General features: G+C 58.6%; 24 protein-coding genes and 1 pseudogene. 8 read left to right on the forward strand and 17 right to left on the reverse strand.

Annotation, left to right across the window (positions count from 1 at the left end):
- Positions 1 to 691: 691 nt before the first annotated feature.
- From EGJ22_RS21385 to EGJ22_RS21405, 5 genes are read right to left on the reverse strand one after another with little or no spacing between them, the layout of a single operon-like run.
- Positions 692 to 1,072, reverse strand: a complete 381-nt coding sequence (locus EGJ22_RS21385; RefSeq protein WP_125920389.1) for a hypothetical protein — start codon at positions 1,070 to 1,072, stop codon at positions 692 to 694.
- Positions 1,073 to 1,408 (reverse strand): hypothetical protein, encoded by a 336-nt coding sequence (locus tag EGJ22_RS21390; RefSeq protein ID WP_102083533.1) that lies wholly within the window; start codon positions 1,406 to 1,408, stop codon positions 1,073 to 1,075.
- Positions 1,409 to 1,451: 43 nt separating this feature from the next.
- The gene (locus tag EGJ22_RS26655; RefSeq protein WP_102083532.1) at positions 1,452 to 1,877 is read right to left on the reverse strand and encodes a hypothetical protein; all 426 of its coding nucleotides are present in this window, start codon (positions 1,875 to 1,877) and stop codon (positions 1,452 to 1,454) included.
- The gene (locus tag EGJ22_RS21400) at positions 1,874 to 2,350 is read right to left on the reverse strand and encodes a hypothetical protein (RefSeq protein WP_054572122.1); all 477 of its coding nucleotides are present in this window, start codon (positions 2,348 to 2,350) and stop codon (positions 1,874 to 1,876) included. Before EGJ22_RS21400 ends, EGJ22_RS26655 begins: the two co-directional genes overlap by 4 nt.
- 43 nt (positions 2,351 to 2,393) lie before the next feature.
- Positions 2,394 to 2,792 carry a hypothetical protein gene (locus tag EGJ22_RS21405; RefSeq protein ID WP_102083541.1) on the reverse strand — a complete coding sequence of 133 codons (399 nt, stop codon included), beginning with the start codon at positions 2,790 to 2,792 and terminating at the stop codon, positions 2,394 to 2,396.
- 144 nt (positions 2,793 to 2,936) lie between these two features.
- On the opposite strand from EGJ22_RS21405, the gene EGJ22_RS21410 reads away from it, so the two are divergent.
- Entirely contained in the window at positions 2,937 to 3,404 is a 468-nt protein-coding gene (locus EGJ22_RS21410) for a helix-turn-helix domain-containing protein (RefSeq protein ID WP_054572120.1), read from the forward strand.
- A 186-nt stretch (positions 3,405 to 3,590) separates the two neighbouring features.
- On the opposite strand, the gene EGJ22_RS21415 is transcribed toward EGJ22_RS21410, so the two are convergent.
- The 9 genes and pseudogenes from EGJ22_RS21415 to pncB all read right to left on the reverse strand — a co-directional run bounded on the left by EGJ22_RS21415 (position 3,591) and on the right by pncB (position 14,038).
- A complete protein-coding gene (locus EGJ22_RS21415) occupies positions 3,591 to 4,655 on the reverse strand; it encodes a hypothetical protein (protein ID WP_054572119.1) in 1,065 nt (354 codons plus the stop codon).
- A gap of 179 nt (positions 4,656 to 4,834) precedes the next feature.
- The gene (locus tag EGJ22_RS26290) at positions 4,835 to 5,173 is read right to left on the reverse strand and encodes a hypothetical protein (protein ID WP_054572118.1); all 339 of its coding nucleotides are present in this window, start codon (positions 5,171 to 5,173) and stop codon (positions 4,835 to 4,837) included.
- A gap of 170 nt (positions 5,174 to 5,343) precedes the next feature.
- Positions 5,344 to 5,568, reverse strand: a complete 225-nt coding sequence (locus EGJ22_RS21425) for a hypothetical protein (RefSeq protein WP_054572117.1) — start codon at positions 5,566 to 5,568, stop codon at positions 5,344 to 5,346.
- 12 nt (positions 5,569 to 5,580) lie between these two features.
- Entirely contained in the window at positions 5,581 to 6,090 is a 510-nt protein-coding gene (locus EGJ22_RS21430) for a hypothetical protein (protein ID WP_054572116.1), read from the reverse strand.
- Complete coding sequence (locus tag EGJ22_RS21435) at positions 6,087 to 8,216, reverse strand: hypothetical protein (RefSeq protein ID WP_087535083.1); 2,130 nt, start codon at positions 8,214 to 8,216, stop codon at positions 6,087 to 6,089. The genes EGJ22_RS21430 and EGJ22_RS21435 overlap by 4 nt, the downstream gene beginning before the upstream one ends.
- Positions 8,213 to 10,645, reverse strand: a complete 2,433-nt coding sequence (locus tag EGJ22_RS21440; protein WP_125920390.1) for a site-specific integrase — start codon at positions 10,643 to 10,645, stop codon at positions 8,213 to 8,215. The genes EGJ22_RS21435 and EGJ22_RS21440 overlap by 4 nt, the downstream gene beginning before the upstream one ends.
- Positions 10,646 to 10,921: 276 nt before the next feature.
- A complete protein-coding gene (locus tag EGJ22_RS21445) occupies positions 10,922 to 12,184 on the reverse strand; it encodes a tyrosine-type recombinase/integrase (protein ID WP_054572213.1) in 1,263 nt (420 codons plus the stop codon).
- Between the two features lie 120 nt (positions 12,185 to 12,304).
- Positions 12,305 to 12,829: pseudogene (nadE, locus tag EGJ22_RS21450) on the reverse strand (NAD(+) synthase); the annotation flags it as partial.
- Between the two features lie 3 nt (positions 12,830 to 12,832).
- The gene (pncB, locus tag EGJ22_RS21455) at positions 12,833 to 14,038 is read right to left on the reverse strand and encodes a nicotinate phosphoribosyltransferase (RefSeq protein ID WP_009683308.1); all 1,206 of its coding nucleotides are present in this window, start codon (positions 14,036 to 14,038) and stop codon (positions 12,833 to 12,835) included.
- A 467-nt stretch (positions 14,039 to 14,505) separates the two neighbouring features.
- Between pncB and EGJ22_RS21465 the strand changes: the two genes are divergently transcribed.
- From EGJ22_RS21465 to EGJ22_RS21490, 6 genes are all read left to right on the forward strand, one after another.
- Positions 14,506 to 15,642: a branched-chain amino acid ABC transporter substrate-binding protein gene (locus EGJ22_RS21465; RefSeq protein ID WP_009683307.1), complete on the forward strand. Its 1,137-nt coding sequence runs from the start codon at positions 14,506 to 14,508 to the stop codon at positions 15,640 to 15,642.
- 158 nt (positions 15,643 to 15,800) lie between these two features.
- Entirely contained in the window at positions 15,801 to 16,715 is a 915-nt protein-coding gene (locus EGJ22_RS21470; protein ID WP_029885723.1) for a branched-chain amino acid ABC transporter permease, read from the forward strand.
- Between the two features lie 2 nt (positions 16,716 to 16,717).
- Positions 16,718 to 18,019 (forward strand): high-affinity branched-chain amino acid ABC transporter permease LivM, encoded by a 1,302-nt coding sequence (gene livM, locus EGJ22_RS21475; RefSeq protein WP_029885722.1) that lies wholly within the window; start codon positions 16,718 to 16,720, stop codon positions 18,017 to 18,019.
- A complete protein-coding gene (locus tag EGJ22_RS21480; protein WP_029885721.1) occupies positions 18,016 to 18,891 on the forward strand; it encodes an ATP-binding cassette domain-containing protein in 876 nt (291 codons plus the stop codon). The genes livM and EGJ22_RS21480 overlap by 4 nt, the downstream gene beginning before the upstream one ends.
- A complete protein-coding gene (locus EGJ22_RS21485) occupies positions 18,888 to 19,604 on the forward strand; it encodes an ABC transporter ATP-binding protein (protein ID WP_009683302.1) in 717 nt (238 codons plus the stop codon). Before EGJ22_RS21480 ends, EGJ22_RS21485 begins: the two co-directional genes overlap by 4 nt.
- Positions 19,605 to 20,251: 647 nt before the next feature.
- Positions 20,252 to 21,019, forward strand: a complete 768-nt coding sequence (locus EGJ22_RS21490) for an SDR family oxidoreductase (RefSeq protein WP_029885720.1) — start codon at positions 20,252 to 20,254, stop codon at positions 21,017 to 21,019.
- Between the two features lie 35 nt (positions 21,020 to 21,054).
- On the opposite strand, the gene EGJ22_RS21495 is transcribed toward EGJ22_RS21490, so the two are convergent.
- From EGJ22_RS21495 to EGJ22_RS21505, 3 genes are all read right to left on the reverse strand, one after another.
- Positions 21,055 to 22,152, reverse strand: a complete 1,098-nt coding sequence (locus tag EGJ22_RS21495; protein ID WP_029885719.1) for an AGE family epimerase/isomerase — start codon at positions 22,150 to 22,152, stop codon at positions 21,055 to 21,057.
- Between the two features lie 108 nt (positions 22,153 to 22,260).
- A complete protein-coding gene (locus EGJ22_RS21500; protein ID WP_009683298.1) occupies positions 22,261 to 22,893 on the reverse strand; it encodes a TetR family transcriptional regulator in 633 nt (210 codons plus the stop codon).
- Between the two features lie 121 nt (positions 22,894 to 23,014).
- Complete coding sequence (locus EGJ22_RS21505) at positions 23,015 to 23,422, reverse strand: hypothetical protein (protein ID WP_054904947.1); 408 nt, start codon at positions 23,420 to 23,422, stop codon at positions 23,015 to 23,017.
- A 337-nt stretch (positions 23,423 to 23,759) separates the two neighbouring features.
- Between EGJ22_RS21505 and EGJ22_RS21510 the strand changes: the two genes are divergently transcribed.
- Positions 23,760 to 25,826 carry an AsmA family protein gene (locus EGJ22_RS21510; RefSeq protein WP_029885717.1) on the forward strand — a complete coding sequence of 689 codons (2,067 nt, stop codon included), beginning with the start codon at positions 23,760 to 23,762 and terminating at the stop codon, positions 25,824 to 25,826.
- The last annotated feature ends 242 nt before the right edge of the window (positions 25,827 to 26,068 follow it).

Consider the following 26,068-nt stretch of genomic DNA (forward strand, 5'->3'; position numbering starts at 1 on the left):
TGGTGTCCACTTAAATTAGGTGGACACCATCGCCTTTGGCGTCGGGGTCAGGAAGGTGAGTTGGCCGGACGGTTACGACGAAAGTGCAGGCTCAGCAGTTTCTGGTGCAGTTGCAGGAACGGTTGGCCAGGTTCGGTTTATCCCTGAACGCCTCGAAGACACGGCTAATTGAGTTCGGTCGTTTTGCTGCGAGAAATCGCAGGAAGCGAGGGTTAGGTAAACCGGAGACGTTTGACTTCCTGGGCTTCACGCACTGTTGTAGTACCAACAGAAGCGGTGGGTTTCAAATACTGCGACTGACGGTCAAGAAGCGAATGCGTGCGATGCTGCTGGCCATGCGGGATGAGCTGAAACACCGACGTCATGAACCCATCTGGGTTCAAGGGCAATGGCTCACACGGGTGGTGAGCGGTTACTTCAATTACCACGCGGTGCCGGGAAACCTGACACGTCTGGGTGGTTTTCGTTCGGCGGTCTGCCGTTTATGGCGGCAAGCCCTCAAACGTCGTAGCCAGCGTAATCGACTTCAATGGTCACGCTATGGACGCCTTGCTGATCTCTACATACCTAGGCCCAGAAATGCACACCCTTACCCTGAGGATCGCTTCGCGTCACATACCCGAGGCAGGAGCCGTATGCGGTAGTCCCGCACGTACGGATCTGTGCGGGGGGCGGCAGGTAACTGCCGTCCCTACCGCGACCGATACGGGGACTTAAGACCCAGAGCGTCGTTCAGTTTCTCATACCAATCCATCGCCATGCCTGGCTGGCCCTTTTCGGTCTCTAAGCCTAGATCCTTGAGCTTGTCCTTCACCTTTTTCTCAAGATCCCGCTGGAGGGTGTCATCGGTGATCTCGGAATGCTTGTCCAGCATGTCCTGACGAAACGCGTTGTCCAAGATCACATCGAGGGCACAGGCGCCGGCTCCGATCACCATCGCATAGCCAATGGAGAAGGAATCGATGCTCGCATGGGGTAGCGGCTTAGCAATTGGCTTGGCAAGCCGCTTCCTGTACTCGTCAACCATCTCTTGACCGCCAATCTCAAGCAGTGTCGCTTCGATGTTGTCCATTTAAGCCGCCGCCTTCAGGATTCCGAGCCGCTTAACCTCATCCATAATCTGTACGACCTGGGATGGGAACAGGTGATGGCTTTTGAGGCGTGCCTCCAACTCAGCCATGTTTTTTGGTGGGTTGGACACAACATCAGCAATCGCCTCGACGATAGAGCCAGATGAGTTCTTGAAGACGTCCGACAACGCGCTTAGCTTCTGCCGCAATTCGTTGTTTTCTCGAACCAGATCATCCATCGCGGACTTTGTCCGGATGCTACTCCACACATGGCCTGCAGCTGTCCCGATGATCAGGCAAACCCCGCCGACTACCACCACAACACCATTTGAGCTCATGGTTCATCCTTTGTACCTTGTTGGTCGGAATAATAGCGTTGTGCTATCTATCCTGCCATATGGGTTCGAGGCATGTGCCGGCTTTTGGCGGATGAGGTGTTGGCATATAGCGATCACCAGCCAAACGCCGAAACTCTTGAAGGCTTCGCCGCCCTCCGTCTTTCCTAAACGTAGCCACGACGTACCTGGAGTTAAGGGTCGTAATGACCCAGAACCTCCCTTCCTTGGCCACAGACTGAATATCAGATGTGCGGATCAGATGACCGTCCGCGAACCTACCAGTCGGGTGCTCAAGTAGGTGGCCAAATACAACGCCCACGGCGCTGCACGCGTGAATCTGGACGTTTACAAGATAGGCAGTTACCAGAGAGTCATAGTCCTGGTTCACCGCTCTAGCAATCCGTAACAGATCGAAGTCGCTAAAGCGCTTCACATGGAAGTCGACCGCGACAGTGTTGATATCTGTCACGAGTGAGAACTCCGAGGTTCAGCCCCGGCATTCGGCTTTGTGGCACGACGTCGGTACAGCTCCTTCACGCCGGTCAGGGACTCGACATCAAGCCTAGGCTCGTGCGTATCGACGTATACGGCGCCGCTCTCGACCTCAAGCACACAGATGGGCACTTCTGCACGGTCGTAGCCCATCGACAACGACTTGAGCTTCTCCATCTTCCAACCAGTGCCCTTGTTCATCCAGCCGGGAGTCATGACTTGAACATCCTGTACCACCAGGCACTCGTTCTGAGCCAACAGCAACTCCATGAGTCGCGGCTCATCGTTGAGCATCTCTTCATAGTCGACGAACCGATCCTCGTGCTGGCGCTTGAGGCTGACGTGATACCAGTGCGTCGCCAGGGATCGGGTGACTGCATGAAAGTGAGCGAGGCCATCCCCAAACATACCCACGGGGCCAGCCTGGTCTTGCGTGCTAATGCGGAACATCGTGAATCTCATCTGGGCAAGTCCGCCAGGCGGAGCTTGCGGGTCAAAATAATCCGAATATTGTCTTGAGCGAGGCAGTTTGCTCGCGACCTTGGCCGATCAACACATACACCGTGTTCCGTGTCTCAAACATGCATACGCCGTCATAGGTCTTGCGCAGCGTCGACCGCACCCATCCGCCAGGCGGGAACCGCCCCTGGCTGTCGTAGGTGACGCAATGGGAGTACAGGAACATCGGCTGCAGGCCTGCAGATCGAACCCTCGCGAGCGACTCAGGCGGCTCATCGACGTGGAAAAGAAGCCAGTCCTCAACAAGGCAGTACGGTCTACGGGGGAAGCGTTCGGCGAGCAGTGCCTCAATCTCAGGTCGAGACAGGGATGTGCCAGCGGAAGAGATTTTTCCTTCCTGGAGCAACTCGTGCTCAACAGAGCTATCAGTCACCAAGTACCTCGGTATCCAAAACGACGAGGTGATGTGCGAACGGGATCGTAGCGGCAGATCGCCATTCGACTCACTCGAACCAATATATCTGTTTGAGCGAGTCGAGGCAAACGAGGCATACCGTCTCATTTTGCGGAGGCAGAAATGCCGCTACGCCATTCTCTCGCCGCCGTGCTTCAGTCGCTGCGAACGCAGCAAGGCCTGTCTCAGCAGGAGATCTCCGGCCTGGTTCGTCAACAAACGATCAGCGAGCTGGAAGCTGCTCGCTTCACGGCCACCATTGATACCGTGAGGGATCTGGCCATTTCGTTGAACATCAGCCCAGCCACCCTGTTCGCCATGGTGATTGCTGCTGAGAATCAGCAGACAACACACCAGGTGCTGATCGACGCAATTGTGGAAGCGGAGGCCTTGGGCAGAGCCAACGAGATCATGGAACGACGGCCTCGCGAGATTGAGCATCCACGAGTCACGGCTGCCAGAGAGAAGTGGAAGGCAGTTCAAGCGCTGAAAAAAGACGGCCTCACCCAGGCTGAGGTGTCCCGTGCTCTGGGGTACTCGAAGGGCACTGTGTGGCGGCTTTGGGAGCGGGAGCCAGGCAGCTGCGGCTGAGAGGCTCAGGGCGATACGAGAGCTGAAGGAGGCCGGCCTCTCTCTGGCCGAGGTCTTCAAGAAGCGGGTTGCCGAGTAGCACGGTTGGGCGTGGCACGCAGGTTAGTAATAACCGAGCGCTCTTGTTGGAGCACTATTCATTACACGGCATCTTAGGGAGAAATCACGACGCGGCGGCTGATGCGGCTACGGAGAGGGCGTCTCCACGAAATCCTTGTCTTTGCCCGTAAAGAACATCATGGCCGTTCGGGACTGCAAGCAGTTTTCCGCTTCCTCACTGAACAGTGATCGTTCAACAGGATCAGCCCAAATTTGAGCCACCCCCTCTTTGCGGAATACCTCCAACGGGAGAGGAATCGACGCATACGGATTGTGATAGATCCTCAGCCCATCGGTGATCTTTTCCGAGCATTCATCGCCCTTAGAAACAACGTGCTCCAAGCCGCTCGGTGATGACCAGATCGAACGAATGATCGCAGTCGGGCAACCGGACATCGCATCTACTTTCCCCCAAGTGCCCAGGTGGCTGAACACCACTGCGCTGATGTGGCTGAAGCGCGGACAGTCGAAGAAACCCAGCTCGATCTCTGCGCCATTGTCTTTTTGCACGCTCCCCAAGGTTTTCCCTTCAAGACCATTGGGGAAGCGCCCAGGATTGGCTATGTATTCGGACTCATCCACGTAGTAGTCGAACAGCAAGGCTTCGATTGGTCGAAAAGCTTGCAGTTGAAAACCGGGTTGCTCAAACGGGGCAAGGGCGAGGACAAAGGGTCGGTCTTTGACATGGTCATGGTGGGCATATTTGTCATCGAATTTTCGCGACTTGCTCATAAAGGCATTAGCCAAGCGAATGATGGCAACCCGATTGAGTTCGTTGAAATCGACGTCCTTGTAAAACTCGGGCGTCATTCCCAACCCCCATTCGGGCGTTGCGTCAGCGGCATGGTTGGCCGTGGTAGCCTCGACGGTGAACGTCACTTCACCCGCTGTGAGCAGAAAGTCGGGTGCAGGGTGAGTCCAGTCAAATGAGAAGCCATAGTCGCGAAAAGTCGCGTGAAGGTAGATCTCCCAGAAGCTTGAGTTGAAGGTCGTCTGAAACTCCTTCACAAACTTATTATCCCTGTCGGGGAACCCCTCAAGCCAACGCAGAAGCTCCTCTCTCTGATAGTGCCGGCCTTTACGCCCGTCGGTGATCGTTTTGAAATGAGGATGGAGCTTGTCGGTATGGTAGAGAGGCGTAAGCAAGTCCACTGGAGCCACCGTCGCTGCAGAATGATGACATAAGGTAGTGCCTGTCATCGTATCTAGGAAGGGCTAGACCTAGAGCATGTCAGCGTGATGCAGAGGCCCCAACCATTGCGCTTCACGCCCGTCGTAAATTTCCCCACCTGCCCGGCAAAAAAAAGTCAGTTGGCCGAACAAGCGCTCGATCAGCGTGGGTTATAACCACTACGGGCCAGGGCATCCTGCAGCTTTCCGACAGCAGCTCGGATTGAATAGGCTTCGTGATCATCTATTGCGCACCCACGAAACTCGCTCCAGTGGGCCCGCTTAAAGAATTGGGCAAGTGCCATAGTCTCTCCGTGGCTCAACTCGGCGTCCGCCTGGCAGCCATCGATCTCGAAAATCACTCTGACATTGCTGTACTGGGTCAGCTTGCTCATGGGGGTGCTCCTCTTGGGGCATTTTGGCGGATTGTGGACGAATTGCTTCATTTGTTCTCGTGACGCTATCACCTGATCACGAATCTCTTCGGGATCGATGGCCATGCCACCTCCAGGTGTCGTTCTCAGCGTCTTCAATGAGTTCACCGCGTCGATGAACGCCCGCTCTCTGGCTTTCTCAAGCTCAGAGCGATTATCTCCAATGGCGTGGTTCCACAGGCGTCTGACGAAGCTTACGGCAGCCCGCCTCGAGCAACGGTACATAGATTTTGCTATCACAATTCGCGCTCGCGCCGGCGAGTGGCTGCATTCGACCTATCCATCCAGTCGTCATGCTCCTCATCATCAATAAGCGTCGACAAAGCGTTAAGAAGACGATCTCGGATTACACGCTGCTGTTCCCAGAGTGAATCCAGGTCGGGAGCATCACTCATCGCGTCAATCGCTTCCTCGACCGCCTCCAGTTCGTCAGCACGAGCTTTCTCAAATTCTGAATTCATCTGGCACATCTCCTATCCACCCATTCGGCCTTGCAGCTGCTGAATCTCATCCTGGAGAACCACGATTGTGTGCTCCAGCTTGCGGATGTTGACTCGCATTTGATTGATGACCCTCAGGGCTTCCTGATGATCGTCCATGTACATATCGCGAGCCTTCTCCGTCTCCCTGAGGTTGTTGAGCAATTCGGTGTTGGCAGCTCGAGCGTCTTGAACCTGGGTGAACCAATAGACGATCTCAACCCTGCTGAGCTCCAGCAACTCCTCAGGTGTGCGCGTCTGAGCTTTCGCGGCTGCCTCGTCGTTTTTTTGCTGAGCACGCTCGGCCTTGATTTCTTGCAGACGCTCAAGCGGCCAGACGCGATGGTAGATGGTGTTCCGATGTACTCCAGCCAGCTTGGCCAACTGGGTTGCGTTGGCCGAGATTGAAGAGTCTTTTTCCATTTTCTTCAGTGCAGCATCAAGCGCCAACGTAACAGCCTCGAAGTTCTCCTCATTCTTGGCGTCATAGGCGGCTGTACTCACACAGATACCTCAATGCCGAGTTGCGTGAGCACGCCTTTGGCCTCGGCTATCACGAGCTTCATTTGCTCGATGGACAAGGCAACGTCATCCAGATCTCTCAGTTCTGCAAAGGCCGCAGCCGGATCCGTTTCGTAGCGCCTGAGCGCCAGGGTGTTTTGAACATAGATCTCTTGCCACTTGGGTGCATTGGCCTCTGTCACCACCGCGTTCTGGCACCGGTTGGGGTTGCACCGCAGTGAGCCGATGCAGGGAATGGACGGATCATCCAGATCCGTCGCATTGCCGTAGCAATATCCTTGACCGACGTTGATGACCGCGAAATTAAGCTCAACCATCCGCTCAAAAATTTCGTCGTTCGAATAGCCTGCCTCGAGATAGCCCCTGAAGTATTTCTTGAGCCGAGCACGGTGCGCGGGTGCATTGTCGCCGGCATAACCCCCGTCGGGGTCTAAGGAATTCATGATGAACTCCTTCTCGGCATCCCTTCGACCGGGGGCATCTGAGCCACCACCTGAACTTAGGGCTTCACCGATGCCGCCGTAGTCAATCGTAACGGTGCCGACCCGGTTGTGACGCCTATCTTGGCCGATGGTACTGGCATGGTGACCAAAGTGCTTAAGCTGGTAGGAAATGAACGGCAGTCCTACAGCAGCCCTGAACATCTGGTTGGAGAGTGAGTGCCTCAGTGTGTAGGGCGATACATCCAGCTCTTCGAGTTCGTCGAAGGTCACGGTGTTGGCCAAGAAAGTACAGAGTTGATGGGTTAACCCAGACCCGCTCAACGAGTTGGCCTCATGTTGCATGCCTGGCTTCACGGTGTTCATGTTGGCGAACAGGTAGGGGTTCTGCTTGAACCGGTTCAGGATCCGCAGCACTTGGACTGCATCCTTGACGATTGGGATCGCAACCCACTTGTCATCGAAAAGCTTCCTGAGGACTTCCTGATGTTTGATGACACCGCTGATGATGAGGTCGTGCCCGAATTCATCAACTGTCAGGCAGCTATCAACCAGACAACCGGCTAGCTCTGATGGCCTCATTCCAGTGTACTGACCAATGATGTAGCAGGCGCTGTTGTTGATGTGGGTGAGGTACTCATACAGCTCGTTGTCCATTGGAGCTCGTGTCAATTTACACAGCGCTTCCTTGTCCTTCAGCATCCCAGGGTTTTGGGGTGACCAGTATTCAGGCTCCAGCTTGTAGAGGAAGGGCTTGATCTGGAGGCCCGTGTAGCCCCTTGAGGTCATCCGGTATGCAACGTAGATGTCGTAATTTCTCCGCGTGATATTGGCGCTCCTGGCCTTCTGATATTCAGCCAAATCGAGCCGGCTCAGCGTGTACTGATCGCAGATGTCTTCCTTCAGCGCTCTGAGGAAATCGACAACGGCGAACGAGCCCTCACGGGAGCACTTTTCGAAAATATGATTACTGAACCATTTTTTTCTGGTGCGGTTTTTTTTGTTGGTAAAGCTGTTGTACTTCCACTTCAAGGCCTCCAGATCCACATAGGCCAAAGGCTTAGAAAATAGGTTTTCGACCAGGAAGTGAGATCGTAATACCTGGAAACCTTGAAGGGTTGGCCCCCTGAAGGCTCGGTCAAAGTGTTCAGCCCCCGCCCGATAGTCTTGTTCGGTGAAGTCGGCCAAGCTGAAGTGCGATCTTTCGAAGAAGTGATCCCCATGTTCCGCTCGCTTACGAGCACACATTTGATCGATAAACGGAATCACGGATTTGAACATGTCCAAGACTGAGTGAGGTTTGCGGCTCTTAGATTTTCGACTGAAGTGAAGAGCCCCTGGAATCTCCAGCACGCACAGCATGGCCATCTTCAGCTCGAACAGGATAGTGCTGTTAAGGCTCTCATAGACCCCGAAATCGATGCGCGATTTGGCGCCCTGGATGTCCCTCGCAAGTGCGTGAGGCTCACCGTTGAAATCCCAGAGCATATCCTTTACGAGGCTCAATTTGCTGGCTGGGAGGTTCATCAGTGCTGCGAGCAGCTCAAGTGCGTTCACCCCATCGTTGGAGTGGGAGGTGACTGCGATGAGCTCGTTGCCCAAGTAGCCCAAGAACCGCTCGCGCACGGCTTTGATTTTGTAAATGAGGCTATCGAACCCGAGGATCACAGGGAGACCGTCTCAATCAGAGGGCTAGGGATGATGTGCTCTGCCAGACGACGAGCCTCATCCAGTTGCTCCGCTGTGAAGCCGTGGTCAGACGGCGTGAGGATACTTTCCAGTACCTCAAGGTTCTCGCGGATGACAGCGCCATAGGGTGTTTCTGCCACGTTGCTTGTGGACATAATCGAGGTGTAGTCCCACTGCATGGCAAAAAGGTCGGGCAGATTCGACACAGTGATGATGGAGTTGCTACAGGACAGGCACTTGTTGAGCAGCGAGCACTTACTGCCTTTTTTGTAGCTCGGCAGCCTTTTAATTTCATCAGGAGGGTTAAGCGCATCCTTGCAACTGACGAGGCCCGTCCGAATGATGATCGGCGATGAGGTTGCCGCAGGGGGAGTTGGCTTGACCTGCTGGCTATCGCGAATAATCGTGCCTTTGTGAATTTGGGTGAGCGCTTTGGTGTTGACCTCACGAGCTGTTTTGTTGAATTCGAGCTTGTCGAGATAGCTCTGGGTGGCTTGTATCGACTTGTGCCCAAGTATTACCTGGATTTCCCTGACCGATAGGCCTAGCGCTACGAGGTCGGCCACGAGGCTCGGGCGCAGTCGAGAAGCCGAGATATTCAGCGGCTGCCCGTCCTCAGTTTTGAGGTCGTGATCCATGGCTAACTGGTTCATCACATTGTTGATGACAGTTGAGTCCTCGAACGACTTCACCTTCCGGAATTCGGATTGCTTCTGCGACTCGTAGATGAACAGCCTCTCTTTGATTGGCCCTTCAGCGCGCTCGCGAATGTGGTGGGTCAGGTAGATGACCTCGTCGAAGATCTTCTTGATCTCAATGCTTTGTGCCCGTGAGTACCATGTCCAATCCGCGTGCATCATGTCGAGATGAAGAACCTTCCCCCCACCTGAGCGCACTTTCCAGTAACGCAGGTATGGGCGATGGGTCACCTCGTGGCGCTCGACGAAATCATCGATGTCCAAGCTTTTGAGAGAGTCCGCGTTCAACCCCGTCACCTGCGCAAGGCGTGTGATGTATGGCGCCAGCATCCTCGAGGTAACATGGTAAATAACACCCCAGCTGGCATACGTCTCAGCGATTCCTAGCCCGCCGATCTTCAGCAACCGCACAAAGGCTTGCTCATATTTGTCATCAGGATCAGCCGACCACCGGCTAATCATCCTGCCGTTGAGCTTGTTCTCAAATATCCAGCGAGCGTTCTCTAAGGTGGCCATACCTCTCACAAGGTATCCGTCCTCACCCAACGGATCACTGCCACCATGGAAGGGTACATAGTCCTTTGCTAGCTCGTTAGTCTGTAGCCGCTCCATGTCACAAGCTTGCTGGATCGCCGTTCGTGCGTACTTCGGGTATGGGCGATATTCATCCGTCTCTCGAGCGGTGTTGAATCCTTCCACATCAATAAATGATGTGAGGCCCATTCCGCGAATCTTCACTGCTCGCTTGAGCATCGAACGGACTGCCGACAAGACACCCTGTGAGTAGAGTGACGTAAGTATGTTGGCCTCCATTTGATCGGTGAGGTACTTCCTGAAACGCGTCAGGTAGTGTGCTGTAACGTACTCCCGAGGATCCTCATTTCCCGTGAAGCCAACCTCACTCAGATGCAGGGTCACCAGTCGGAAACCATCACTATAATTCTGCTGGCCGGATGCGGATTTCGACTTCAGCGACGCCGCAGCAAACATGTGCAGGAGCTTGCTGAAGGGCCTATTGGGATCCTCCACCAGGTCTTCGTACTTTGAGAGTCCGATGAGCCTGAGCTCAGCGAGCGCCTTAGTCAGGGAGTCCTTTGGCGCGGCCTGCTGTTTTTTAAGCTCGGCTTCGACCTCTCGTTCCTTACAGTTTTTGTAGTCTGCCTTGATGACGCCAAGCCGCGTGAGGTCAGTGAGGATGTCTTGGAGGGTCTGCTCAACGATGACGAATTTGGAGCGGGCCCACTTCAGGTTTTTCATCCCGTCGACCTGGAACAAGCTGGCCTTCGACGAGATGGTATTGCCGAATACTGGGACGTTTTGCTTCTCTGCCTCTGTCAGGCCTTCGTACCAGCAGAGAAGCTTCCGGCGCCACTCATTCGCGATTGAGGGCTGGTCGGGGATCACGATCTGCTCCTCGATCATCCGCTGGATGATCGAGTCGAGGATGTCTTCCCTCGCGTTGAAGGTGTTGCCGCTTGTCTCCAGTTCATCCTTGAGATACGTGTAGGCTGGGCTCAGCTTTCCTCTCTGCGAGAGCTGCACGTTCAGGAGGGATTGGCGACTGCTCTTGATCTGCGTGGCCCACGCCTCAATTGCCTCGGTGACTTCGGACTCTTTCCGCTTGGGACGCCTGGCTTGGTCGGAAGCCTCAGATTCGCTGCGAGATTGACCGTCTGCCTGATCCTCAGGCGGCTGATGAGTGGTGCTCATTCTAGGCTTGCTCCCGATCCAGGTGAACGCAGAAGGACGTGGTGATTCCTCCCGAGTGGTAACCAGAATGAATACCATGACGGTGCGTTGGTCAAGCCGTAGAAATGTATAAAAACCTTATGAATCAATGAGTTAAGAGTATGCTGCTGGCATACCCTTAACGCTAAGCGCTTGTCCTATCAGGCATTTTTCGTGGCTGAGATGGCGGAATGTGTCAAAAGCAATTCGCGAAATTTTTTTTATCTGAGGCAGGGCCGGAGGGGTTTACGAGGCGGATCATTTTTTATCTCCGGTCTTGATGCGAATGGTCGTCCTCTCGCGTAGAACGTGCATCTCTCCGCACTTGGTTTTGATGAGGGAATCTGGCGTGCAGAGCTTTTGGTAGATGTCATGAGGGATCTGCGCATACCCCTCAGTCGTGGTGGTATACGAGTGGCCATGCCCTATCGAAAGCATTCCCAGGCGCTGGAAATAATCCTCTCCAAGATCAGGGCTTGTGAGCAGAAGGTACGCAGAACCATGTCGGAACTTGTGTGCTGAGATCTTTCGCGTGATCTTGCGTGACTTTCGCGCCCGCTTGGAGAGGCGCTCAAACAGCTTTTCAACGCTCTTAGTGGTGTAAGGCTTCCCATGTGAGTTGAAGAAAGCAGGCGTCTCTTTCGGGTCTCTGATGCGCTGGCTATAGCGGTGGTACAGCGGCGTCTTGTGGTAGTTCTCGATGCGTTCCAGTGTCGTCCTGCTGACGAGCGTTATCCTTGGGACTATTTGATTTTTTTTGCCCTTGCTGCCTTGGACATGCAAGGGGCTGTAGTCCGCATTCACCGGTATGTTGCACTCAGCGGAAACATACTGGAGCTTCTGGTACTCAAGCGCATCGCGAATGTGCTGAAGCGTTATGCGGGGAACCTCAGACTCTCGAATGCCCGAGTCGTAAATCAGCTGCAGCATGCACCTCTCACGTTCTGATTTTGTATGCAGGATCATCTGTTCAAGCTCAAGCATGCTGCATGGCTGAACGATTGCTTTGATATTCGCCTTACCTGTTCGAATCGGCCCGTGCTCATAAGGATTGTCAGTCCGGAGCGGAGGCTTACCATTCAGGCTGATGCACAGATGGTGGCTGAAGAAATGGTTGTAGGCGGCATCTCGGCCTTGCACCGTTTTGGGAGCAAGGCCCGCACCATCCAGGCGACCCAAGTACACCTCTAGGCTACCTAACCCGATACTCAGCAGGAGATCGTCTCGGCGGGAGTTCTCGTACTCGGGTTTGGTCTTCTGGTCTTGAAGTAGGTACGAAATACGCCTGGCATAGGACAGAACGGTTTTGTCTGCCTTTGAGACGTTCCGGTAGTTCCGGCACAGATAGGAGGACACCAGAGGGAGGAGCTGTTCATCGTCATCAATCAGCCCGCACCCAGTTACCTTCACGGATGGTTCACTGCCTTCTGGCTGAGCTAGGAACTGTTCTCGGTATTTGCCATTGGCAAGGATGGAATTGCTTAGGTCAAGATCTCTGTCTCGCACCGCAATCACTTTCATATTCTGAGGCCCTGCACATCGACTCAGGAAGGTCGGTGGGAAGTATGGCTCATGGCTCAGATTCTGGAGGGGGTGAAGCTAAGGGCTATCGGATTGTGCAGTTCAGTGTAGGGGGGTAGAAATCACCGCTTCGGCGGCGTGGTCGGTACCGATCACCAGCCCTGCGCGCGCGCCGGCGATGGTGTATTGGGCCACCATGCGCGTGCGTGCCTTGACGTTGCCTACCACGAAGTCCACCAGCGCCGGCGAGCCGCTTTTCAATTCCACCACTTCAGCCGCCAAGGCGCGCACTGCCGGGGCGATGTCCACGGTGTGCACTTCGTCGGCCTTGATCACGTCCAGGCAGGCCTGGGCGTCATGTTCATCATGCTGCACCTGGTACGGCAGGCGAACGGCAATGAAGGTATAAGCCTGGTCACCGGTTTCGGCGCGCAGTTCGTTGATGGCGCGCTGGGCGAGCAGGGCGGCGGTCAGCGAGTCGACCCCGCCGCTGATGCCCAGTACCAGGGTCTTGAGCCGGGCGTTGGCCAGGCAGTCCTTGATGAACGCCACGCGCCGGGCAACTTCTGCCTCGAGCGCGGCCGCGTCGGCGAACGGCGGCTGGACCTTCAGCGCCTGGGCAATTTCTTGCTGAACCGCTTGCATGGGTTACTCCTTGCTGGGGACTTTGAATACGTGACGCATGTAGGCAACGAAGTTGGCGTCGCGGCACTGGGTCTTGGCCGCTTCGTCGGAAATCTTGGCCACCGGTGCGCCGTTGCAATCGGTCATTTTAAGCACGATGCTCATGGGGACCACACCCGGTATGTCGCAGGTCAGGTTGGTACCGATGCCAAAGCTGACGTTGATGCGCCCGCGCAGGGCCCGGAAGATTTCCAGCGAGCGGGTAAGGTTGAGGCTGTCGGAAAACACCAGGGTCTTGGTCATCGGGTCGATACCCAGTTTCTGGTAATGGGCGATCGCTTTTTCGGCCCAGGCCACCGGCTCGCCGGAGTCGTGGCGCAAGCCATCGAACAGCTTGGCGAAGTACAGGTCGAAATCGCCGAGGAAGGCATCCATGGTGATGCAGTCGGTCAGGGCGATACCGAGCAGGCCGCGGTACTCGCGCACCCAGCAGTCCAGCGCGGCGATCTGGCTGTCGATCAGCCGCGGGCCCAACTGCTGGTGCGCCATGATCCACTCGTGGGCCATGGTGCCCAGCGGCTTGATATCCAGTTTCCATGCCAGGTCGACGTTGCTGGTGCCGACGAAACGGCCAGGGAAGTCGTCGCGCAGTACCCGGACCACTTCCTCCTGCACGCGGCTGGAAAAGCGCCGGCGGGTGCCAAAGTCGGCTACCTGCAGTTCGGCCAGTTCGTCGTCGCTGGCGTGGGCGCGCAGCCAGTCGAACTTGCGGTACAGCTGGTCGCGTGCCTCGGCCAGGCGCATATGCGGGTGCAGGTGGCGGTTGCGCACTTCGCTGATGATCGCCAGCAAAGGCACTTCGAACAGGATCACATGCAGCCAAGGGCCTTTGAGGCGCAGGAACAGCTGATCGTGCTCGATGCCAAGGTGCACATAGCGCAGGTTGAAGCGAAACAGCCGCAAAAACCGTAGGAAGTCGGGCTTGAGGAAACTGATGCGCTCCAGAAAACCCAGCTGGCCATCATCGAGCGTGAGGTCGTTGAGCACCTCCAGCTGGTGGCGGATTTCGCCTAGATACGGCCGCAAGTCCTCGCCGTTGCGGCAGCGGAATTCCCATTCGACGTCGGCGTCCGGGTAGTTGTGCAGCACACCCTGCATCATGGTGAGTTTGTAGAAATCGGTGTCGAGCAGGTTGTGCACGATGCGCTCGGCGAATGCGCTCTCGCTCATCAAAGGGGCTCCGGAGGCGGCGAATGGGGGACATTGTGCCAGCCTTTTCGGCCTTGTTGTGTCTGCGCTGGCCTGTTCGCGGGTGAACCCGCTCCTGCAGGGCCGCGTATCTGCCAAATCCGCGTATTTTTCGGTGCGCCCGCCAGCCTTGAAACGGTGCTGCCTGTAGCAGTCGCGCACCACGGGTGTGCAATTCGGTGACGTATGCTGTTACAGGCCGGTTGCACGTAAACACATGGCAGGGTTGCAATGATGGCACATAGTGGTTGCTCCTTGTCTGTACGGGTGGTGGCGCCCGGCGCGTGGCAGACGGTTGCACGCTCAATAAAGAAAAGGCCGTCGGTCGCCTCTATGTGCCGATGGTGGTGTGATTTTCCGTAAGACAAAACCGATGGCACGGCCCTTGCTCTGAGCATTGGGCTGAGAAGTTGTAGTGCCAACCAAAAAAACTCTAGGAGCACCACCTCATGTCGCAGACGTTTTACAAGAAAGGTTTCCTGGCGCTTGCCGTAGCCACGGCACTGGGTGTTTCTTCGTATGTCCAGGCCGACGTCAAGATCGGCGTAGCGGGGCCGATGACCGGAGCCAACGCAGCGTTCGGCGAGCAGTACATGAAAGGTGCGCAAGCTGCGGCCGACAAGATCAACGCCGCGGGTGGCGTGAATGGCGAGAAAATCGTGCTGGTCAAAGGCGATGACGCCTGCGAACCGAAACAGGCCGTTGCCGTAGCCAACCGCCTGGTCGACCAGGACAAGGTGATCGGGGTGGTCGGCCACTTCTGTTCGTCCAATACCATCCCGGCCTCCGAGGTGTATGACGAGGCCGGCGTGATCGCCATCACGCCCGGTTCGACCAACCCACAGGTCACCGAGCGCGGCCTGAGTGCCATGTTCCGCATGTGTGGCCGTGACGACCAGCAGGGCGTGGTCGCCGGCGACTACATTGTCGACGTGCTCAAGGGCAAGAAAGTCGCGGTGCTGCACGACAAGGACACCTACGGCCAAGGCCTGGCTGATGCCACCAAGGCACAGCTGGAAAAACGCGGCGTCAAGCCTGTGTTGTACGAAGGCCTGACCCGTGGCGAGAAAGACTTCAGCGCCGTGGTCACCAAGATCCGTGCTGCCGGTGCCGATGTGGTCTACTTCGGCGGCCTGCACCCGGAAGCCGGCCCGCTGGTGCGTCAACTGCGCGAACAGGGCCTGAAGGACGTCAAGTTCATGTCGGATGATGGCATCGTCACCGACGAGCTGGTGTCTACCGCTGGCGGTGCGCAGTACGTCGATGGCGTGTACATGACCTTTGGCGCCGACCCGCGCCTGCTGCCAGACAGCAAGGCCGTGGTCGAGGAGTTCCGCAAGGCGGGCACCGAACCGGAAGGCTACACCCTGTACGCCTACGCCTCGCTGCAGGCGCTCGCCGCCGCCTTCAACGGCGCCAAGTCGAACAAGGGCGAAGACGCTGCCAAGTGGCTCAAGGCCAACCCGGTGCAGACCGTCATGGGCGAAAAGAAGTGGGACAGCAAGGGCGACCTGACCGTGTCCGACTACGTGGTCTACCAGTGGGACAAGGACGGCAAGTACCACCAGCTGGACAAACAAAAATAATAACGGCCACCCGCCCGGGTTGCGCATGCGCCCGGGCCTGAGCCCCTGCGGTACCTGTCCTTATTCGGAGACCTGCACGGTCGTGCACTGCTGGGGCCGCATTGTCCGTGGCCTTGCGTGGTCGGCATGCGTGCAGTCTCGCTCAGTGAGATTGCGTTATGGATGGTATTTTCCTGCAGCAACTGGTCAACGGCCTGACCCTCGGGTCGGTCTATGGCCTGATCGCCATCGGCTACACAATGGTCTATGGCATTATCGGCATGATCAACTTCGCGCACGGCGAGGTGTATATGATTTCCGCCTACCTGGCGGCGATCAGCCTGGCATTGCTGGCCTATTTTGGCGTCGAGTCGTTTCCCCTGCTGATGCTGGGCACGCTGTTGTTCACCATCGTCGTCACGGGGGTGTACGGCTTCACCATCGAGCGCATCGCCTACAAGCCGCTGCGTAACTCTACCCGCCTGGCACCGCTGATCAGCGCCATCGGCATTTCGCTGATCCTGCAGAACTACGCACAGATCAGCCAGGGCGCTCGCCAACAAGGCGTGCCAACCCTGCTCGAAGGCGCCATGCGCATCGATGTCGGCACCGGCTTCGTGCAACTGACCTACACCAAGATCTTCATCCTGGTGGCGGCATTTGTCGGCATGGGCCTGCTGACCTACGTCATCAAGTACACCAAGCTCGGCCGCATGTGTCGCGCTACCCAGCAAGACCGCAAGATGGCCTCGATTCTGGGCATCAACACCGACCGGGTCATTTCCTACGTATTCGTCATTGGTGCAGTGATGGCCGCCCTGGCAGGCGTGCTGATCACCATGAACTACGGCACCTTCGACTTCTATGCCGGCTTCATCATCGGTATCAAGGCATTCACCGCCGCAGTGCTCGGTGGCATTGGCTCCTTGCCGGGCGCCATGCTCGGCGGAATCATCCTGGGGATCTCCGAATCGCTGTTCTCCGGCCTGATCAACTCCGACTACAAGGACGTGTTCAGCTTCTCGCTGCTGGTGATGATCCTTATCTTCCGCCCACAAGGCCTGCTGGGTCGCCCGCTCGTGGCTAAGGTGTGAACATGTCGATTGCCAAAATTGCTTCTGCCTCTGAAACCAGAGGTTTCGATATCAAACGCAGCCTGCTCGAAACCCTCGTCGCCGGCCTGCTGGCGCTGATCGTGTTCGGCCCGATCGTCGGCGTGGTGCTCGACGGTTATACCTTCAACGCCGAACCCCGCCGCGTGGCCTGGCTGGTAGGTGGCGTGATGCTCGGGCGTTTCCTGCTCAGCCTGTATGTGCAGACCGCCGCCGGCCGGCGCATGCTCGAAGGCTTCGACAGCGGTGGCTCGGGCGTGCATGTGCGGGCGCCGAACTATGTGTCGCGGCTGCGCTACATCATCCCGGCGCTGATCGTGATTGCCATCGTCTTCCCGATCTTCGCCAACAAGTACCTGCTGACCGTGGTCATCCTCGGCCTGATCTATGTGCTGCTGGGCCTGGGCCTGAACATCGTGGTCGGCCTGGCCGGCCTGCTCGACCTGGGGTACGTGGCCTTCTACGCCATTGGCGCCTACGGCCTCGCACTGGGTTACCAATACCTTGGCCTGGGCTTCTGGAGTGTGTTACCGCTGGCAGCCATTGCGGCGGCCCTTGCCGGGTGCATTCTGGGCTTCCCGGTGCTGCGCATGCACGGTGACTACCTGGCAATCGTGACCCTGGGCTTTGGCGAGATCATTCGCCTGGTGCTGAACAACTGGCTGTCGTTTACCGGCGGCCCCAACGGCATGCCGGCGCCGTCGCCGACCTTCCTGGGCCTGGAGTTCGGCCGCCGGGCCAAGGACGGTGGGGTGCCCATCCATGAGTTCTTCGGCTTTGCCTACAACCCCAACCTCAAGTTCGTGTTCATTTATGCGGTGCTGTTCATGGTCGTGCTGGCCGTGCTCTACATCAAGCACCGCTTGACCCGCATGCCCGTCGGCCGGGCCTGGGAAGCGCTTCGCGAAGACGAGATCGCCTGCCGTTCGATGGGCCTGAACCACGTGCTGGTCAAGCTCTCGGCCTTCACCCTGGGCGCCTCCACTGCGGGTTTGGCCGGCGTGTTCTTCGCCACGTACCAAGGCTTCGTCAACCCCTCGTCGTTCACCTTCTTCGAGTCGGCGTTGATTCTCGCCATCGTCGTGCTGGGTGGCATGGGCTCCACCGTGGGCGTCGTCATTGCAGCCTTCGTGCTGACCGTGGCGCCCGAGTTGCTGCGCAGCTTCTCCGAGTACCGGGTGCTGCTGTTCGGCGTACTGATGGTGTTGATGATGATCTGGCGACCGCGGGGGCTGATCCGCATCAGCCGTACCGGTGTGACCCCGCGTAAAGGAGTGGCGCCATGAGCGACGAAATCATTCTGTCGGTCGACAACCTGATGATGCAGTTCGGCGGCATCAAGGCGCTCAGCGACGTGAGCCTGAAGGTCAGGCGCAACCAGATCTTCGCCCTGATCGGCCCCAACGGCGCCGGCAAGACCACGGTGTTCAACTGCCTGACCGGTTTCTACAAGGCCAGCGGCGGGCGCATCGAACTGAACGTGCGCGGTAGCCACACGAATGTGATCCAGCTGCTGGGCGAGCGTTTCCAGGCGGCCGACTTCGTCTCGCCAGCACGCTTTGCCAGCCGCCTGTACTACAAGATGTTCGGCGGCACCCACCTGGTCAACCGCGCCGGCCTGGCGCGCACCTTCCAGAACATCCGGCTGTTCAAGGAAATGTCGGTGGTGGAGAACCTGCTGGTGGCCCAGCACATGTGGGTCAACCGCAACCTGCTGGCGGGGGTATTCAATACCAAGGCATACCGCAAGGCCGAAAGCGATGCGCTGGACCACGCCTTCTACTGGCTGGAGGTGGTCGACCTGGTCGACTGCGCCAACCGCCTGGCCGGTGAGCTGTCGTATGGCCAGCAGCGCCGCCTGGAAATCGCTCGCGCCATGTGCACGCGACCGAAAATCATCTGCCTGGACGAACCGGCGGCGGGCTTGAACCCGCAGGAAACCGAGGCACTTAGCCAGATGATTCGCGTGCTGCGTGACGAGCACGACATCACCGTGGTGCTGATCGAACACGACATGGGCATGGTCATGAGCATTTCCGACCATATCGTGGTACTGGACCACGGCAACGTGATTGCCGAGGGGGCGCCACAGGACATCCGCAACAACCCGACGGTGATCGCTGCCTACCTGGGTGCAGACGAAGAGGAACTGGTATGAGTGCACCCATTCTCGAGCTGAAGGACCTGGACGTGTTCTATGGGCCGATCCAGGCGCTGAAAAAGGTATCGATGCACATCAACGAAGGCGAGACGGTCAGCCTTATCGGCGCCAACGGGGCCGGCAAGTCGACCCTGCTGATGTCGATATTCGGGCAGCCGCGGGCGGCTTCTGGGCAGATCGTCTACCGTGGCACCGACATTACCCGCAAGTCATCGCACTACATTGCTTCCAACGGCATCGCCCAGTCGCCGGAAGGGCGCCGGGTATTCCCCGACATGAGCGTCGAGGAAAACCTGATGATGGGGACCATCCCCATTGGCGACAAGCATGCCGACGAAGACATGCAGCGCATGTACGAACTCTTCCCGCGCCTAAAAGAGCGGCGTAACCAGCGGGCCATGACCATGTCCGGTGGCGAGCAGCAGATGCTGGCGATTGCCCGGGCGCTGATGAGCCGGCCAAAATTGCTGTTGCTGGACGAGCCCTCGCTGGGGTTGGCACCCATCGTGGTCAAGCAGATCTTCTCGACCCTGCGGGAACTGGCGAAGACCGGCATGACCATTTTCCTGGTGGAGCAGAACGCCAACCACGCCCTGAAACTGTCGGACCGTGCCTACGTGATGGTCAACGGGCAAATTCGCATGACCGGGACTGGGCAAGAGTTGTTGGTCAACGAAGAAGTGCGCAGCGCTTACCTGGGTGGGCATTAGTTCCCCCTAGGGGCCGCGATCCATGCCCGGTCGCGGTCCCCTGTAGGAGCGGCCTTGTGTCGCGATGGGCTGCAACGCAGCCCCCTTCCCATGTGGACAACTCAACCTAACCGGGCCCTCAACCCGTTCACCCACAGCTACCCAACCCCGCTTCCCGCAAGCCAAATCTTTTCCACCGATAATGTGGAACCGCCTGTGGAAAACATGGTGGTATCCCCCTCCAACCCAACACCATCAAGCCCTACAGCGGCATGATCATTTTTTGATCAGTGCACCCCTGTGGATTGTTTTTCCAGGCAAATCACGTCATTCCAACCACTCCCAGCACTGCGCAAATTCTGTGGATAACTCTGTGTAAAAGCCTTGGACACCCCGCTACAGGCGGCATGCTTGAAAGCTTTCGCCACCACTGAAAAGAATGCCGCCGACCACGACGGGCTGAAAGGGTTCCGCCGTACAGCGAAGTTGCCCCCAATCCGTGGGGAAAGCCCTGTGGATAACATGCGCATAGCTGGCGCGGAGGCTTCTGCCACAAGGGTTTGCCGCACATGAACAAAAAATGACCAGCTGCCTTTTCGGCTTGCCGCCAGCGTTGGCCACGGGCATGCTGCAAAACTGCCATGACCACCCACTGCGAGGAACAGAGCATGTCATCCACCGTATTCATCACTGGCGCCACGTCGGGTTTCGGCGAGGCCACAGCCCGCCGTTTCGCCGAAGCCGGCTGGAAGCTGGTGCTAACCGGTCGTCGCAAGGAGCGCCTGGACGCCTTGTGCGCCGAGCTTTCTGCCAAGACCGAAGTACATGGCCTGGTACTCGATGTGCGTGACCGCAAAGCCATGGAGCAGGCCATTGCCAGCCTGCCAGCCGGCTTCGACAAGCTGCAGGGCCTGGTCAACAACGCCGGCCTGGCGCTGGGCGTGGATGCGGCGCAGAACTGCAGCCTGGACGACTGGGAAACCATGGTCGACACCAACATCAAGGGCTTGATGTACACCACCCGCCTGCTGCTGCCACGGTTGATTGCCCATGGCCGTGGGGCGTCGATCCTCAACGTCGGTTCGGTGGCCGGCAACTATCCGTACCCGGGCAGCAACGTGTATGGCGGCACCAAGGCCTTTGTCGGGCAGTTCTCGCTGAGCCTGCGCTGCGACCTGCGTGGCACAGGTGTGCGCGTGAGCAACATCGAGCCGGGCCTGTGCGAAAGTGAATTTTCGCTGGTACGGTTCGGTGGTGACCAGGCCAAGTATGACGCCACCTACGCAGGCGCCGAGCCTATCCAGCCGCAGGACATTGCCGAGACCATCTTCTGGATCCTCAACCAGCCCGCGCACATCAACATCAACAGCCTTGAGCTGATGCCGGTGAGCCAGGACTGGGCCGGGTTCTCGATCGACCGGTCGGTCAAGGGCTGAGCGAGGGCCGCTCGGCGGCCACAACCGCGAAGGCTTCAGCTCAGGCGCTGCAAGCCTTCCAGGCAAGTTGCCAGGTGGTAGGGCGTAGTCGAAGGCATGTCATGCCGGCTGACGGCACCCTCGCCATCCCGGCATTCGTACCAGCCAGCCTCGCGCAGGAACCGCGCTTCCAGCACCTGCAACTGTTCAGGCAACCTGGCTTCACCGCCAGCGCGCAGCACCAGCGCACGCAGGTACTCCGCCTGTGCCCAGATGCGCTGGGTGGCGTCCAGCACCTGGCCGTCCACGCCCAGCATGGCGAGCACTGCGCCACCCTGCACCCCTTGTTGTTCGGCGTAGCTGAACGCCCGGTCGATCGAGGCATGCAGCGGCGTATCTCGCAGCAGCGGGGAGGTGTGCAACAGGTAGAACCATTCGAACTGGTGGCCAGGCTCGTACCAGTTATCCACAGCCCCGCGCGGTTTCTCCAGCATCAGCCCATGGGCCGGTTCGACGAAATGCGCCTGGAGTGCTGCACACAGTTGCAGCAGTGACTGCCGGGTATGTTCGTCGTCGCGAACAGCCAGTACCTGCAGGAAGGCCTCGGCCAGGTGCATCTGTGGATTCTGCAGGGGCCCGCTGCCCAGGTCTGCCCAATCCTCGCCCAGGCTTGCTTCGTACAGACCATCGTCCCTGGCGAACTGCTGGTCGATGATGTCGAGGCCGGCATTGAGTGTGGATTCCACCAGGCTTTCGCCGACCTTGCCCCAGTAGTGCGCGCAGGCAAAGACGATGAAGGCGTGGGTATACAGGTCCTTGCGCCGGTCCAGCGGGTTGCCCTGGGCATCGATGCTGTAGAACCAGCCCCCGTGCTCCGCGTCGTGAAAGTGCTTCTGCAACGAGCGGAACAGCGCGGCTGCACGCTCGGCGGCGCCCGGTTGTTCGATGCGGCTGCTGAACAGGTACAGCTGGCGGGCGCAGGCCATGGCCCGGTAGCGCTGTACCGGTAACGGCCGGTGCTGGGCGTCGAGGGCTTCGTAGGGCAGTGCCATGTCGGCATTCCAGCCAGGGCCTTGCCACATTGGCACGATGCGCTCGGCGAAGTGCTGGTTGAAACGGGCCAGTGCGGGCAGGGTAGGGCGGGGGTCGGACATGTCGGCGCTCGTGGCTGTCGGGCAGGGCGCCATGGTAGCAGAAGTGGGGTTTTCGGTAGCCGGCGGTGCGCTTGCCCGGCTGGCCGGGCGGGGTTGAGCGAAAGGCGATCAGCCCGGGTTGCCTAACCCTTGCCAATGCCGCGCCCCGACGAAGATGAAGCGCAACTGCTGGGTGATCTTTTCCTGCGGTGACAGGGCCTGTGGATAACCCGCTTCTGGGCTGTCGATCAGCTCGGGCAGGGTGGCGAACACCGTTTTCACCACAAGGTCGGCCATCACTGTCAGCGCCGCGCTGTCCAGGTGCTGCCAGCGTTTCATGCGCGCAAGGTCGGTGGCCAGGTCGTCGCTTATGTTCTGACGCAGGCGGGCAATGGCCTGGCGCACCGGCTGTGACCCACCATACTGTTCCCGCGCCAGGAACAGAAACAGCGCGCGGTGGGCGGCGACTACATCGAGAAAGATGCGCACCGAGGCGTCGGTGATGCCGCCCAGCTCGAATTCGTTGTGACGGACCAGGCGAATGGTCTGGCGGAAGGTAGTATCGATCTCGGCTACCAGGGCCAGGCCCAGGGCGTCCATATCCGGGAAATGCCGGTAAAAGCCGGTTGGCACGATGCCGGCTGTCTTCGCCACTTCGCGCAGGCTGATGCTGCCAAAGCCCCGGCCACTTTCCATGAGCTGGCAGGCGGCATCGAGCAGGGCCTGGCGAGTCTGTAGCTTCTGTTCGGCGCGCGGCAGCATGGTGCGGGCTTCTGTGACGGTAAGGCTGGGCACTCTAGTTAAAAAAACGAAGCCCGGTCAATGACCGGGCTGGGAGGGGAGCAAGCGGTGTGACACAGGTTGTTCTTTTCAGCCATGGCAATCAGCTCACGTGGCTGATTGCAACCAGGCGATCCGAACCACCTTCGGCCACGCGGCCGGACTGTTCGATGAGGCGATCCGAACCACCTTCGGCCACGCGGCCGGACTGTTCGATGAGGCGATCCGAGCCACCTTCGGCTACGCGGCCGGACTGTTCGATGAGGCGATCCGAGCCACCTTCGGCCACGCGGCCGGACTGTTCGATGAGGCGGTCCGAGCCACCTTCGGCCACGCGGCCGGATTGTTCGATCAGGCGGTCCGAGCCACCTTCGGCGACTGTTTTCAGCGGTTGGGCAATTTCGACAGCGCTCGAACGCGATTCCGCAGTGAGGTGTTGTTCAGCGGCTGGCAGGGCAAAGGCGTTGGCGGCCAGGATGGACAGGGTCAGGGTCAGCAGTTGGCGTTTCATGATTCGGTGCTCCTTTCGGGGGCTGGAAAGTGGATACGAAGCCAATGCTACGCCGGGTAACGCCAGAGAGAAGTTCATACGGGTAATGGTAACAATCGACCATATTGATAGAGCTCGGCGACCGCTCTGTTAAGCGCCTTGCAGGCTCGTTGATGCCAAAATGCCGAGGCTGTTGTGGGGTAACATGAGCGCCGCCGCGCCACGATTTGCTGAGCGAATGGCCAGGAAAAACTTCGCTAAGATGACGCTACCGATAAAACCCCACGGGTTTTCGTCAGTCCCAGATACTAAGTGCCACCGCCGCGCCTGTTTCGAGCCCCGCAAGGAGAATCACGCAATGACGCGTCCCGCCAGAATCCTCGTCTGGACCCTCGCCACCCTGCTCACGCTGCTGGCAATACTGGTAGTGGTGATCGCCACCTTCGACTGGAACCGCGTCAAGCCGTTGCTCAACGAGAAGGTGTCCGAGGCCTTGCATCGGCCGTTCGCAATCAACGGCAACCTCGCCGTGCATTGGCGTACCGAGCCAGAAGAAGGCGGTTGGCGTGCCTGGGTGCCATGGCCGCACTTCACCGCCGAAGACCTCACCCTGGGCAACCCTGAGTGGTTGCGGGAGCCGAAGATGGTGGGCCTGGAGCGCGTAGAGTTCCGCCTGGCGCCACTTGCGCTATTGGTGCAGAAGATCAGCATCCCGCGCATCAACCTGACCAAGCCCACGGCCAGCCTGACCCGGTTGGCAGATGGCCGGGCCAACTGGACATTCGATTTCGGGGCGAAGGACGAAAACGAGGCACCTTCCAAATGGCAGTTGGACATTGGTGCCATCGGCTTTGACCAAGGCAATGTCAGCTTCGACGACCAGACCTTGAAAACCCGCATGAAGGTGCAGGTTGACCCATTGGGCAAGCCAATCCCTTTCAGCGAAATCGTTGGCAAGGCCAGCGCTGAAAAAGCCGGCGGAGCGCAGGATTACGCCTTTGCTTTTAAGGCCCAGGGTCGCTACAAGGGGCAGCCGGTGTCTGGCACCGGCAAGATCGGTGGCCTGCTGGCGCTGCAGGACGCCACCCAGCCGTTCCCGTTGCAGGCCGACGTGCGCATTGCCGATACGCACGTGGTACTTGCCGGCACCCTGACCGACCCACGCAACCTGGGTGCCCTTGACCTGCGCCTGCGCCTGTCGGGCGCCAGCCTGGGCAACCTCTACCCTTTGACGGGGGTGACCTTGCCCGACACCCCGGCCTATTCCACAGACGGCCGGCTCAGCGCCAACCTGCATGCAGCCGAAGGTGCGCGTTTCAAGTACGAGGGTTTCAACGGCAAGATCGGCGACAGCGACATCCACGGCGACCTGGCCTTCGTCGCCAGCCAGCCACGGCCCAAGCTGACGGGCAAGCTGGTGTCCAACCAGCTGCTGTTCAAGGACCTGGCGCCGCTGATCGGCGCTGACTCCAATGCCGAGCAGAAGGCCCGTGGCGGGGCCAGCAAGCAACCGGCCGGCAAGGTGCTGCCGGTGGAAGAGTTCCGCACCGATCGCTGGCGCGCCATGGACGCCGACGTCACCTTTGCCGGCAAGCGCATCGTGCACAGTGCACAACTGCCGTTCAACGACCTGGCGGCGCACGTGATTCTCGATGACGGGCTGCTACGCCTGGAGCCGCTGCGGTTTGGCGTGGCCGGTGGCAACCTGGCCTCCAACATTCGTCTGGATGGGCGCAGCGTGCCGCTGCAAGGGCGGGCACAGTTGACCGCCCGGGGCTTCAAGCTCAAGCAATTGTTCCCCGGTTTCGCCCCCATGCAGACCAGTTTTGGTGAGCTCAATGGCGATGCCGATATCAGTGGCCGTGGCAATTCCGTCGCTGCCCTGCTAGGCACGGCCAATGGCGACCTGCGCATGTTGGTCAACGATGGCGCCATCAGCCGCAGCCTGATGGAGATTGCGGGTTTGAACGTGGGCAACTATGTGGTCGGCAAGCTGTTTGGCGATGAGGACGTGCAGATCAACTGCGCGGCGGCCGATGTTGGCATCAAGGACGGCTTGGCCTCGACCCGGCTGTTCATCTTCGACACCGAGAACGCGATCATCTATATCAATGGCACGGCGAATTTTGCCAGTGAGCAGTTGGACCTGAAGATCACCCCTGAATCGAAAGGGCTGCGGCTGTTCTCGCTGCGTTCGCCGCTGTATGTACGCGGGCCATTTGCCAAACCCAATGCGGGTGTACAGGCGGTGCCACTGGCGTTGCGCGGTGCGGGCATGGTGGCGTTGGGGGTTGTGGCAGGGCCTGCAGCCGGTTTGCTGGCGCTGATTGCACCCAGCAGTGGCGATGATCCGAACCAGTGCACACCGTTGTTGCAGCAGATGAAGGCGGGCAAGGCACCCGCTGCGGTGAAAGGGCGTAAATAGCAGATAGCTGTGTTGCCGGCCATTGCCACCCGCGGGCGCTGTTGGAGGTGCGGGTTTACCCGCGATTGCGGTAGCGGAGGCGACGGTGAATGGCCAGGAGCTAGCCGCCGGTAGGCCCGGCCTCTTCGCGGGTGAACCCGCCCTTACAAGGGGCGCTAAGCGCCTAATGCCAGTCAGTTAAGTAATTTGGGGCCGCTTTGCGACCCTTCGCGGGCACGCCCGCTCCCACAGGTGATCGCGCA

It is taken from the genome of Pseudomonas sp. p99-361, assembly GCF_003935475.1.
GTDB classification, from domain to species: domain Bacteria; phylum Pseudomonadota; class Gammaproteobacteria; order Pseudomonadales; family Pseudomonadaceae; genus Aquipseudomonas; species Aquipseudomonas juntendi.